The sequence below is a fragment of the Candidatus Paceibacterota bacterium genome (assembly GCA_028718635.1).
GTDB lineage: Bacteria > Patescibacteriota > Minisyncoccia > Phycocordibacterales > UBA9973 > UBA9973.
The window spans coordinates 103,158-116,229 of sequence record JAQULK010000001.1; the positions used below are offsets into that span (position 1 = coordinate 103,158).

General features: G+C 36.2%; 11 protein-coding genes. 4 read left to right on the forward strand and 7 right to left on the reverse strand.

Annotation, left to right across the window (positions count from 1 at the left end; translation table 11 throughout):
- Position 1: 1 nt before the first annotated feature.
- The 5 genes from PHT16_00510 to PHT16_00530 form a co-directional block, all read right to left on the reverse strand.
- On the reverse strand, positions 2 to 895 hold the full coding sequence (locus PHT16_00510) for a hypothetical protein (protein MDD5720921.1): 894 nt from the start codon (positions 893 to 895) through the stop codon (positions 2 to 4).
- 2 nt (positions 896 to 897) lie between these two features.
- Positions 898 to 3,024 (reverse strand): polyribonucleotide nucleotidyltransferase, encoded by a 2,127-nt coding sequence (locus tag PHT16_00515; GenBank protein ID MDD5720922.1) that lies wholly within the window; start codon positions 3,022 to 3,024, stop codon positions 898 to 900.
- A gap of 180 nt (positions 3,025 to 3,204) precedes the next feature.
- Positions 3,205 to 3,714, reverse strand: a complete 510-nt coding sequence (locus tag PHT16_00520) for an NYN domain-containing protein (GenBank protein MDD5720923.1) — start codon at positions 3,712 to 3,714, stop codon at positions 3,205 to 3,207.
- Positions 3,715 to 3,973: 259 nt separating this feature from the next.
- Positions 3,974 to 4,237: a 30S ribosomal protein S15 gene (gene rpsO / locus PHT16_00525; protein MDD5720924.1), complete on the reverse strand. Its 264-nt coding sequence runs from the start codon at positions 4,235 to 4,237 to the stop codon at positions 3,974 to 3,976.
- A 39-nt stretch (positions 4,238 to 4,276) separates the two neighbouring features.
- A complete protein-coding gene (locus PHT16_00530) occupies positions 4,277 to 6,025 on the reverse strand; it encodes a hypothetical protein (protein MDD5720925.1) in 1,749 nt (582 codons plus the stop codon).
- 132 nt (positions 6,026 to 6,157) lie between these two features.
- On the opposite strand from PHT16_00530, the gene PHT16_00535 reads away from it, so the two are divergent.
- From PHT16_00535 to PHT16_00550, 4 genes are all read left to right on the forward strand, one after another.
- Positions 6,158 to 6,691 (forward strand): ORF6N domain-containing protein, encoded by a 534-nt coding sequence (locus PHT16_00535; GenBank protein ID MDD5720926.1) that lies wholly within the window; start codon positions 6,158 to 6,160, stop codon positions 6,689 to 6,691.
- A complete protein-coding gene (locus tag PHT16_00540) occupies positions 6,692 to 7,465 on the forward strand; it encodes an exodeoxyribonuclease III (GenBank protein ID MDD5720927.1) in 774 nt (257 codons plus the stop codon).
- Between the two features lie 123 nt (positions 7,466 to 7,588).
- Positions 7,589 to 8,206, forward strand: a complete 618-nt coding sequence (locus PHT16_00545; GenBank protein MDD5720928.1) for a TMEM175 family protein — start codon at positions 7,589 to 7,591, stop codon at positions 8,204 to 8,206.
- A 4-nt stretch (positions 8,207 to 8,210) separates the two neighbouring features.
- Entirely contained in the window at positions 8,211 to 9,890 is a 1,680-nt protein-coding gene (locus tag PHT16_00550; protein MDD5720929.1) for a hypothetical protein, read from the forward strand.
- Positions 9,891 to 10,011: 121 nt separating this feature from the next.
- Here the strand turns inward: PHT16_00550 and PHT16_00555 are convergent, their stop codons facing one another.
- Together PHT16_00555 and PHT16_00560 are read right to left on the reverse strand one after the other, a co-directional pair.
- A complete protein-coding gene (locus PHT16_00555) occupies positions 10,012 to 11,331 on the reverse strand; it encodes a hypothetical protein (protein ID MDD5720930.1) in 1,320 nt (439 codons plus the stop codon).
- A 48-nt stretch (positions 11,332 to 11,379) separates the two neighbouring features.
- A complete protein-coding gene (locus tag PHT16_00560; GenBank protein MDD5720931.1) occupies positions 11,380 to 13,062 on the reverse strand; it encodes an HD domain-containing protein in 1,683 nt (560 codons plus the stop codon).
- Positions 13,063 to 13,072 lie beyond the last annotated feature (10 nt).

The window sequence follows — 13,072 nt, forward strand, 5'->3', positions numbered from 1 at the left end:
ACTACTGCTTTTTTTGACTAGATGTGAGGCGCAGTATGATTTCGTGCGCGGCACTTTGCGAGTCGGTAATGACAACAGAATTGTCATCTGCAAAAACATACATCAAAGCCGGTTGGCCGTCTTTGCCGAAAAGAATTCGCGCATTTTTATTGTCAACAATGCCATCTTGAAAATCTTTCGTTAAAAGATCGTTTGTATCAGCTGAAAGATTTACTCCAAAAAATCCGTGCAGATCGGAAAACATTTTTCCTTCCCAGGCGCGCATGGCATCAAAAATATCAGCAATGGAACGCATTTTAATCAAGATAAAGAAATCCTTATTCGTCGGAGCAGGAGCGGAACCGCTCTCGCTCGTCTCGCTCCCAGGTTCATTCACAACTCCCATTAAAAAATTATCATCAACTAAAAGTGTATTAGTGCTTGGGGTAAAATTACTCTCAGTCAAGGAAATGAATCTCCTGAGTCCGATAATTTGTTTATTTTCTGTCAGATAAATCCCTTCGATGCCTCCAATTTTTACCTTTGTAGTATTAATTTCATTTTGGACAGCCTGTATTATTTCTTCTTTTTTCAATCCAAAAATTTCTAAAGGAACACTTTGATCGCTAAAAACGATCGGGGTAAACTGCTTTTCGACCACCACCGTGTTGTCTTCTTTCCTAAAGAGAAAAAAAAATAAAATTATTAAGGCAAAGACTATAAGAAAAAAACTGGCAAGCATAAAAAGCTTATTTTCCTTTGATTCTGGAGAAAAATTTTCTTTCTCCTTTTCGTGCTCTTCCTCTCCATGAATCATTTTTTTTACCAAGCCTTCTCTGTCATTCTTAAGCACCTCCGCCATGTCTTCGGCATAAGTCTCTACGATTTTATTTTCTATTTTTTTATTTTTTTCCATTCTTAAGATTTTTTGAAAAAATCTTTATCCGCTTCTTTAATAGACAAACTGATCTTGCCTCTCTCGTTGTCAATTTTTATTATTTTTACCGGCACAATCATACCTTCCTTTATTATATCTGATACTCGCTCTACGCGAAATGGAGCCATTTCAGAAATGTGCACCATTCCGTCAGTAAAAGGATTCAAGGCTACAAAAGCTCCGAAATCAGCAATCTTTACAACTTCGCCTTTCAATATTTCACCAACTTTAAATTCATGCGTCATTTCTTCGACAATCTCTTTAGCCTTTTCTGCCGAACCATTTTTCCCAGTCAAATACACTGTTCCATCATCTTCAATAGTTATTTCCGCGCCGGATTTTTCTTTAATTTCTTTGATCGTTTTTCCTCCCCCGCCAATAACCATTCCTATTTTTTCAGGATTAATTTTGATAATCAAAATTTTTGGCGCATTTGGAGAAATATTTGCGCGCGGTTTTGGAATTTCTTTTTCAATTCTATCAATGATAGCCACTCGCGCTTTTTTAGACTGCCTCATTGCTTCGCCCAATATTTTTATCGGCACTCCTTCCACTTTTACATCGAGCTGAATAGCTGTCACTCCTTCTCTCGATCCCGCAATTTTAAAATCCATATCTCCATGATGATCTTCGGGACCTTGGATGTCAGTCAAAATTTTATATTTTGCATCTGATTCATACATCAATCCCATCGCAATACCGGCGACAGGAGCCAAGATCGGCACTCCGCCATCCATCAATGCGAGAATCGAAGCGCAGATCGAAGCTTGAGAAGTAGAACCATTTGAAGCCATTGATTCAGAAACAATTCTCATTGTGTAGGGAAATTCTGAAACTGGGGGCAATACCATCGCGAGCGCTTTTTCAGCGAGCGCTCCGTGGCCGATTTCTCGGCGATTAGTAAAACCTGTTCTCCCTACTTCTCCCGAAGAATACGGAGGAAAGTTATAATGATGCATAAATCTTTTCTCCACTTTCAATTGCAGGCCGTCAACTAAATTTCTATCTTCCGGTCCGCCTAAAGTCAAAACAGAAAGCACGTGGGTTCCTCCGCGATAAAAAATTCCCGAACCGTGAATGATGCTGGAGAGACCTCCCGCTTGCGCATACAAGTCCCGAAGTTCGTCCATCGCCCGGCCGTCTGCTCGTTTGTTTTCTTCTATGGCTTTTTTGTGCAAAATTTCATTTTCGGTATCGTCGAACAGATTATCTTCCAGGGAAAAATCAGTTCTATCTCCAAATTTTTCTCGTATAAGATTATTCCAAACAGTATGCAGGGCATCTATTTTTTCTTTTCCAGCTCCGGCAAAAAGAGCGCTTTCCATCTTGGGCAAAATATTTTCATTAAATAATGCTACAGACTCGGGAGAAATTTTTTCTTTTTCTATTATTCTTTTTTCCTTGCCGATTTCTTTAACAATATTTTTTTGGAAATCTTCCAGTTTTGCTATTTCTGCACTCGCCACCTTGAGCGCTTCTTCCAATTCTTCTTCTTTACTCTGTCGAGCAGAGGCTTCAATCATATTTATATTTCCATCTTTACCGCAAACGGTCAGGTCAAATTTGTATTGAGTGTCCTCGTCAATACGCCAACTCTGGGGTGGATTAATTTTCAACTGGTTATTTTCTTTATCGCTATCGTACTTGCCAATACGCACACAACCGATAGGACCATTCCAAGGAATATTGGAAACAGCCAGAGCAAGCGAAGCTGCGTTTACCGCCAAAATTGTCGGATCATTATCATCTACTGAAAGCACAGTCACAATGATTTGCACTGCATGACGCATTGATTGATCAAAGAGAGGCCGCAGGGTGCGATCTATCACTCGGCAGGCCAATATCGCTTCTTCAGAAGGCTTCCCTTCTCGGCGAACAAAACGAGAACCTAAAATTTTGCCGGCTGAATAAAATTTCTCTACATAGTCCACAGTCAAATTAAAAAATCCCAAGCCTTGCTGTTTATCATGAGACATACAAGCAGTGGCTAGGACGATAGTCTCTCCGTATTTTAATATTACCGAACCATGCGCTTGTTCTGCTAAATCACTAAAAATAGCAGTTAATGTCCTTCCTCCTATCTCTACGCTATATTCTTTTTTTTGCATCTTAAATTTTAAGTTCGTATCCAGACTACAGTGTTGTTTCACAACTTAAATTGATAAGTGGAAACACTACTTTGTGTCTAAACGCGAACCCGATTAACTAATAAATATTTGTTTATCCTAACACTTTTAAGTAAAAAAGCAAAAACCTGTCCCGTAGTGAGCTTTGCTCTACTACTGGGATTATTTAGCGTTCATCAGATATTTTCTAGGGTTTTCAGACAAGTCCACAAAATCATCCACGACTTCGCGAAGTTTGCTGGAAGTTGATTTACCAAAAGAAACTACCTCCACTTGCACGCCGATAGTTTGCAAATATTCTACAAGCGGAATAAAATCTCCATCGCCAGAGACTATCACAACAGAATCAAGACGCGGAGACATTTTAATTGCATCGACAGCGAGCCCCACATCCCAATCCGCTTTCTTTGCGCCGCCGGCAAATATTTGCAAATCTTTGGTCTTGGTTTCAATACCGAGTTTGGATAATGCTTCAAAAAAATTCTTTTCGTCTCCAGCTTCTGTGGTGATGACATAAGCCACTGCCCGCACAAGCTTTCGCCCCGCCACTGCGTCTTTTAAAACCGCGCCAAAATTAACTCGCGCTTGATATAAGTTTCGAGCGCTGTGATATAAATTTTGGGTATCAATAAAAACTCCTACTCTCTGTTCTTTGTGTTTTATAACTGTCATCCCAGTACTAAAATTTTAAAATTAATAATATTATAAAAAGGACTTATCTCGTACGACGTTATATTTTTCTAAACTTTTATATAATAAAAATTTAGTACGGGACAGGTGTATATAGTATAGCAAATTTTTGAAACTTGTCGCAGGCGTTAGAAGTTTGGAAAATAGTTTTCGCAGGGGTTTCGAGCGCGACGGCGCGAGAACTTCAGGAATTTTTAAGCTTCAAAAATTCCGTACCGGAGAAAACTTATTTTCCAAACTTCTACGCTAGATCCATTTTCTTCATCAAAGCTGTGTAGCGAGGTTTGCTTTTGCGTTCCAAATATTTTAAATGAGTGCGCCTGTCGGCTACCATCTTGATCAACCCTCGACGAGAATGATTGTCCTTTTTGTGTTTCTTTAAATGTTTTGCCAGTTCGGAAATCTGAGTAGATAAAATAGCCACTTGCACTTCTGAAGAGCCTGTATCCTTGTCATGAATTTGATTTTTCTTTATAACTGTTTGCTTTTTCTTTGTATTTAACATATTTCACAATATTAACACAAAACTGTTATAATTGCAACACTAATACACCTCCCCCTGATAACACCTCTCACAATACACAATCTCCTTCCTCTCCGGCGCATAAGAAGTCTCAAACTCTGTGGGGCATTTACCTATATGGGTATGGGTAGTCTTCTCACACATGCAAGCTCTATGCCAGAGCTTTAAGGGATTTCTTTGTTTCAGTCTCTGGTAATGTCTGCAGTTAGGACAGAGATGAGGTAAGGGTAGATTCATTCTTTGGTAGAATTGGAGTTCTGGAGCAATGATTTTGAAGGCTTCGGTGCATTGTTCGTTGCATTTGCCTTGATGTTCGCATTCAATGACTTTTCCTAGAATAGATTCATCTACCTCTTTGATATTATCAGGAATGTCTTTTGTTTTAATGTCTATTGTATAGTTTCTTTCTTCTGCATCTTTCCACTTGTAACCTTGTTTAATAGCTTCTTCTTTAGTTAAAGGAAAGTATTCTTGAGCAATGGTTTCGTTGTAACAGAAAGGACTTAATTCTACCGGAAAGAACTCTCCGTATTGGTAAATTCTGCCTTTACTATCTATGTAGGGCATATCATTCATGTGCTTGATGATTTTGGGGACCAAGGCTTCGTATTGTTCTTTGGTGTATTGGTGGTTTAGGATGCAGTAGGATTTGTTGTGTAAGCCAATGCAGCCAAAAAGATTATTGCAATTATCACAATCAATAGAATATGAAACGTTAATTAAATTTAATCCATGTAAAGCACTTAAAATATTAGAACTAAAATCAACATTTAGAGATTCATAAGCTAATTCTCCTCCACTAACACCATATACATCACTAGTATCTTTCTGCCCTTTCACAGACCTAATGCTGTATCTAACATTATCAACTTCTGAAGTAAAATGTGACTTTTTAACATTTTTTGAGTTGTTAATAAAATTACCGGTAGCATTAACATAATTTTTACCAATCATAAATTTATGAATAGCTGCGCTTTTTACTTTTTTATATTTATCAAATAATTCATTTAATCCGTCAGGTGATTTAAGGGAATTTAATAATGATTCTTTTGTTTTATTAAATTCTTCTTTTGAAACTACCTTATTTACAATACAAAATTGTTGATTGCGAAGATTTGAAGAAAAAAGGCAATTCTGGCAATTTTTACAATCATACACAAACCAACAATCTATACAGTTTGCACAATCTTGAGCGAAAAAGGTTTGATAACAATTATCAGAATTTATTAACTGAGAAGATAGTTCACATTTATTTATCCATGAATTATCAATGCAGTTTTTACTTTCCAATACAGTATCTCCGTACTGGCAATTTTCTGAGTACCAACTGCCAAAAACCAAGTAGCAGTCTTTCATATCTACGCATATATTACAATAATTACTTCTTACTGGATTAATATTATATAAAGCATATTTGGGAACTTTTTTATCAAGAGCATGGAATTGTTCAAAAAAAGATTTATTAAAATCATAATCTACTCCATAGTCTCTCGAATCCCAGTTAGCTTCATTTATCCAATATTCTTTATCATAAATAATATAAGGGGATTCCGAAGAATACATACTTATTATTTTTTCTTTTGACTTTGAAGCACTGTTCTCTTTTTTATATAATGCTCTTTCATTTCTAAACAACATTCTTCTTATCGTTCTGCACTCTGGGCAAAAAGTCGGCGGAGGGACATTAATTTTTTCATAAAACTTGAAATCATCCGGCTCTATCGTGAAATCCTTTTTGCAGTTTTGGCAATTTTTTGTTTCTGGCTCCATAAAAAGATAGTATCACAAATTGCGCATTAAAAAAACTTTTATAATTACTTCTGGCTTAGGTTTAAGCAAAGGCTATCCCTGCTAAGTTTTTTTAAAAAAATTAATTTTTAAAAATTATGCTAAAATAAAAATATGAAAAATAAAAATTTAGCAATTGTTCCGATTGAGATTATTGAAAATAAAATTTATCTTATAAGAAATGCAAAAGTAATGCTTGATAAAGATTTGGCTTTTTTGTATCAAGTGAAACCGATAGCTTTACGCCAACAGGTAAGAAGAAACAAAGAAAGATTTCCTAAAGATTTTATGTTTCAGCTTACAAATAAAGAAGTTGATTTCTTGGTATCACAAAATGTGATACCTTCGAGAAAAGTTTTAGGTGGCGCTCTGCCCTACGCTTTTACAGAACATGGTGTTACGATGCTATCTTCTGTGCTAAAAAGCAAAAAAGCGATTGAAGTAAATATCGCGATCATTAGAGCTTTTATAAAATTGCGAGAAATGTTGCAATCTCACAAAGATGTTTTGATTGAAATTGAAAAGATAAAAAGAAATCAGAAAAAAGATGGTGAAAAAATTTCTGCTATCATAGATGTAATCAATAAACTCATGGAGCCAAAAGCAGACTTAAAAAGGAAATCAATCGGTTTTAAAACAGGAAAATAAATGAAAATAATCAGCTGGAATACAAATGGTTTGAGGGCGACGGCAAAACAGGGATTTCTTGCTCCCCTTTTTGAGAAATATAAGCCTGATATTTTGTGCTTGCAAGAGACAAAAGCCGAACCGGACCAGCTTCCAGAAGAAGTGCGCAACGTAAAAAATTATTATTCTTACTTTTCACATCCAAAAATTAAAAAAGGATATAGCGGTGTGGCTATCTATTCAGCGGTTGAACCGCTGGAGATCTTCTATGGTATGGGAATAGAAAAATTCGACGAAGAAGGCAGATTGATCGGCGTTAAGTATAAAGATTTTACTTTGATAAATGTATATTTCCCAAACGGAGGCCAAGGACCGCACAGATTAAAATATAAATTAGAATTTTATGATGCTTTTTTAAAATTTATTTTGAAACTGCGAAGAGACGGAGAAAATGTAATTTTCTGCGGGGACATAAACACTGCTCACACCGAGATAGACCTCGCTCGCCCGAAAGCAAATGAAGAAAATACGGGTTTCCTGCCCATAGAGCGCGCATGGATAGATAAAGTAATAAAGAATAAATTTATCGATATCTTTAGAAAATTTTATCCAGAAAAAATAGGTGCTTACACGTATTGGGACATCAAAAGTCGCGCCCGAGACCGCAACGTCGGCTGGCGCATAGATTATTTTTTCGTTGATGAAAAGATGGTATCTAAAATAAAGTCTATTGGAATGCTAACTAATTACATGGGTTCAGATCACTGCCCGATTTGGCTAGAAATTAAGGAATGAATCCCGTTAGAAGTCTCCTAGTTAAACAAAGTCACAAAGAGTGATATAATAAGTTTGTATTTTTTATAGTCGTTATTAATAAATTAACTAACGGAAATCTAAAGATTTCCTACTTCTAACGGGATGAAAGCAGCTAGATTAGAAACTCTTGCAGACGGCATTTTTGCCATCGTGATGACAATCTTGGTTTTTCAAATTAGGCCGCCGGTTTTGGTGGATCCTACGAATGCCAAAGAACTTGCCTTCGCGATAAAACACATGCTCCCGATTTTCCTTAGTTATCTTTTAAGTTTTTCTCTGCTTTTTTCTTATTGGCGGGCACATCATTTCTTTGTTTCAGTTTATGCGAAAAATATTGACGTCAATCTGACGAATCTTAATGCGATTTTTTTCTTATTCCTCGCGCTTATTCCTTTTTCCACTTCTCTGCTCGGAGAGTATAGCAACAATCAATTTTCAATAGTTATTTTTGGCATTCATACCGTCATTATGGGTTTTTGTCTTTTTGCCATTCGCAGTTATGTGTTTAACTCCGATCATATAAAAAATATCGATGTCAGCAGACAAGAAATACGCCGTGGTACTGTCCGAACCTTTGTGCCTGTGGTTTTCGGTTTATTGGCAATTGTTCTTTCTTTTTTCAACAATTATCTATCTCTCGTTCTCTTTACCCTCGCTGTGATTTTCAACTTTTCTCAAACAAGTACTGTCTTTATAGATAAATTTATCAAAAATCTATAGTTAAATGCAAAAAGTTTGTAAAACTTGTAAAAAAGATTTTGAGATACAACAGGACGATTTGAATTTTTACGAAAAGATGAAGTCCCCTGCTCCAAGTCACTGTCCGACTTGCCGAATAATGCGCAGGCTTTGTTTTCGTAATGAGAGAACCCTTTACAAAAGAACTTGTAGTAAAAGTGGCAAACCCATTATTTCTTTATACCCAGAAAACACTCCCTTCCCTGTTTATGATCAACATATTTGGTGGGGTGATGAATGGGATGGAATAGATTATGGACAAGATTATGATCCTAGCCGACCTTTTTTTGACCAATTCCTTGAACTTCGAAATAAAGTTCCGCGTATATCTCTTCTAAATATAAATAGTATAAATAGCGAATATGGAAATAATATAGAGGATAGTAAAAATTGCTATTTAACATTTGCAGCGCAAAAAAATGAAGATTCAATGTACGGGAGACTAATATACAGAAGCCGTTTAGTGGTAGATTGTGATTTTACCCAAGATTCAGAACTCTGTTATGAATGCATAGATTGTAGAAAATGTTACCATTGCCTATTCTCAGATAGTTGTGAAACAAGTACAGATTTGCTTTTTTGTTTCAATTTGCGCGACTGCCAAAATTGCATTTTTTCTACGAATTTAAGGCATAAAAATTATCATATTTTCAATCAACCAGTTTCAAAAGAAGAATATGAAAAACAGAAAAAAGAGATTTTTTCTTCGTATTCAAATTTAGAAAAAGCAAAACAAGAATATGAAAAATTTAAGAAAAAAGCCATTGTAAAATACTCGCATCAAGTGAAATGTAAAAACGCTACTGGAGATTATTTATATAATTCCCATGACACTAAATACGGTTTTGATGCTGAAAATACTAAAAACTGTAAATATATAGCAGATGCAGAAGGCACTGTTGATTGTTGGGACATGAATAACACTTACTATAAACCAGAACTCAACTTAGATATGATGGGAGTTCTTCAAACTTACAATGTTAAACATTCTTTTTATATATTGTATTCCAGTAATATAGAATATTCTGAAAGTTTAAACAATTGTGAAAGTTGCTTTGGTTGTACCGGATTAAAAAAGAAAAAATATTGTATTTTAAATAAACAATACGAAAGAGAAGAATATGAAAAATTAAAAGAAAAGATTATTGAAAACATGAAAAAGGAAGGCATTTATGGAGATTTTATTTCGCCTCAAATGAGTGTTTTTGGATACAACGAAACCTTGGCTCAAGAATATTTCCCAATAACAAAACAAGAAGCCGAAGCAGGAGGCTTTAATTGGCAAGATCAGACTACTGGCACTTATGATAAAGAAACAATCAAAGAAGAAAATATGCCGGAAACTATTTCTGAAGTTTCAGATGAAATTTTAAAAGAAATTTTGGTATGCCAAGATTGCAAAAAGAATTTTAGGATTACCAAATCTGAATTGGATTTTTATAAAAGAATGAATATTCCTCTGCCCCACAAAGATTTCGAATGCCGGCACAAAGACCGTATGAAAAAGCGCAATCCGCGGGAGCTTTGGCGCCGTTCTTGCATGTGCGAACTCAAAAACCACACTCATGGCACAGAAAAATGCGCAGTAGAATTTGAAACATCCTATTCTCCCAACAAACCAGAGACAGTTTATTGCGAACAATGTTATCAACAAGAAATATACTAGTGAAACTCCTGCCCCGTAGGAAGCTTTGCTTTCCTTCGGGGTGCTATCAACAAGAAATTTATTAAATAAAAAAGGCCCTCGACATACCGTCGAGGGCAACAATCTCACTGCTAGGCACTTGCTAATATACAACAATATCTAATTCTTTTTTAAGAGATTCATTTATCCATCTGAATTTTGCCCAGCGTTTGTAAACCTTTTTAGTTATATAGACATATTTTCCATTTTTTTTTCTTTTTCTAATTATGGGGGAATCAGTCTCTTCTATTAATTCATGCTTAATTTCCTTTATACTTATCCCCGATTTTATATGTGCATCAAAAACAAACTTTTCAAATATATCTTCAGGGCATCCTCCATCTAAGCGAGTGCGAGCATTAACAAATTTCTTTACATCATATATGTTATGATCCATTCCTCCTTCTTCATTTTTATTGCTTGGGTCTACGAGTTGCATTTCAAACTGCCCGCCGTGAGAAGAAGAATGTAATTTGCCTGTTATAAATATTGCTTCAAATTTTTCATCTTTGGGAGCATTTGATATTTTTATTTTCCCAAATAATTTTTTCATTTGTGATGTTGAAAAAAAAGACTTGTTTTCAATTTTTATATCAGTCGCCTTCATTGTTTTAGTGAGCCACTCATATAATTCAGGCAATAATTTTACTGCTTGGTCTTTTTCTATGGTTATTCTTGAAGCTATGCCATCTTTCAATGCAGCTTTCGCGTCTGAATCTGGCCTTGTGAGAAACTTAAGAATTATTTTTTCAAAATCCTTTGCTCGTGAGTTGATAGAACCTTCTAGATTACTGTCATTAATTGCGCGGAACCCTTGACCCGTTTCATTGTGATATTTACCGGAAAAAACAAGCGGGGTGTTTATTGTGGTCTCTCCCTCCGAAGGGGAAGAAACGAGAGCCCCCTCAAAATCTTCAGTGATTTTTTTTAACAACTGACTGTCATTTCTTAACGCCTCATAGGTCGCTATCGTAGTCTTAACAATACGGCAATATTTTATTGATTGACTCAAACCTTCTTTGTCACCGGTCAACTTTGTTTTTTCTAAAATTTTAAAAATATCTTCTTTGGATTTTATAGAATCTACTCCTAAAAATAATTCTTTTTCAGAATATTTTAATGTGTCTCTTAAAAAATTCTTAGTTTGCTGAAAGGCGTAATTTAAAAGAAAATATTTATCGCGAGATTCTGGGGATTTTCCATTGTCTAAAATAATTTTTGGATCAATCCCTGTTTCTTTTCTAATCCATTCGAGCATGCCTTCTCTTGTCAGACTGGGAGGAATTCCTGGAAAATCAATGGCTGTAGGCACAAATTCCTTGTCGACAGATTCCAGAGACCCATTCATTACGGCTTCCATTAAAGCAAATTTCTTTTCTGGATTTTTGTATATTTCTCTTACTGGAATGCCCTCTAATTTCATATATATTTTATTATAATTTTAATCTCCTAAACTCACAAGTTTTGTTTTTTACTTCACTCCATGTTTCGTGTGTAGTTTTTTTACCTCTTCTTCTTCTAATTCTTCTTTTTTTTCTTTTCCGCGCAGACCGAGAGTTTTGAGTTCCGCATCCCCAAGCATATTTAAAGATTTTACCAATTCAGACAAATGTTCCACGGTATTTTTCTCCGGGGCATCCAGCACTTCTTCGAGCAACGCATGCAAAATCCACCCCATCCGCGGTCCGGAAGTTATTCCGAGTTCTTTTATCATAAATTCTCCGTTGATTTTTAGCTGTCCGACAGAAATCGGATCCCTCAAAGCCTCCTCGATCATGGCAAAATATTTTCGAAGCCGATACGGGGCTTCTTTCTTTTTCATTCCCACCCTGTCGCACTCACGGACATCCATTAAAAGCCAAATATTTTCTTTGCCGACTTTTGTAATAATTCTTCGCACTGCCGAAAGTGTGATCAATTCCGTATCGGAAAAAAACATATGATTGCGCACAAGCTTGGACACCAATTCAATTTCTTTTTTAGGAAATTTTAATCTCTCCATTATTTTTTTTGCCATTCGCGCCCCGACAACTTCATGCCCGTAAAAAGTAAATTTCTTTTTAGCTTTTAAAGACGAAGACGGGGAAATAAATTTGCTTTCGCGGGGTGTCTCGCAGGCTGACGAGCCGAGAGGCAGCGCTGTGCGAGCACGCACAGACAGCGACCCCGAGAAAGCAGAATTTATTTCCCCGTCTTGTTTCCCTGCAAGTCTTCTAGCTCGCGGTTTCCCAATATCATGAAAAAGCGCTGCGAGCCTTATTTCTAAAGACCAATTCTTGTTCGCTGCATGTTGCAATGCAAGTAATGAATGATTCCAAACATCATAAATATGCTCCCCCCCTTGTTCACAATCCACGCCTTCGAGTAATTCAGGAATTATATTTTTTAACAAATTAAATTTCTGAAGCATTAGCACTCCAGAAGAAGCATTGGCACTAGTTGTTATTTTTACAAATTCATCTCGGATTCTTTCCTCAGAAATTTTTTTTATTAATTCCGAATTTTTCAAAATACTTTCCGTTGTTTCTTGCGCAATAAAAAAATTAAGTTGGCAAGAGAAACGCACCGCGCGCAACATCCGAAGAGCATCTTCGGCAAAGCGGTCATCTGGATCCCCTACCGCTTTTAACGTCTTGTCCTTAATGTCCTTTATGCCGTCAAACAAATCTACGAGGTGTCCTTTAGGGCTTAAGGCCATTGCATTGACTGTAAAATCACGTCTCTTGAGGTCATCCTCTAACTTATCACTGAATTTTACCTCATCAGGATGCCGAAAATCGCTGTATTTTGCCTCTGTTCTATATGGAGTAACTTCAATTATGAAATTATGGGATGTTTCACGAATAACGTCTTGTATTTCCCCCTCTCCTTTACAAGGAGAGGGTTGGGGTGAGGTTCCCAATGTTTCACGGGAAACAACCACTGCGACCGTTCCAAACGTATTTTCATATACAGTCTTCTCAAAAAGCCCTATTATTTGTTCCGGTTTTGCATTCGTCGTGACATCCCAGTCGTTTGGTATTTTATCCATTAAAAGATCTCGAACACACCCGCCAACTAAATATGCCTCAAATCCGGCCTTTTCGAGCGTATTTGTTACATGTGAAACTTCTTTGGGGATTTTGGATATTAAGTTTTTAGTTATTGAATCCACTTCTTAAATA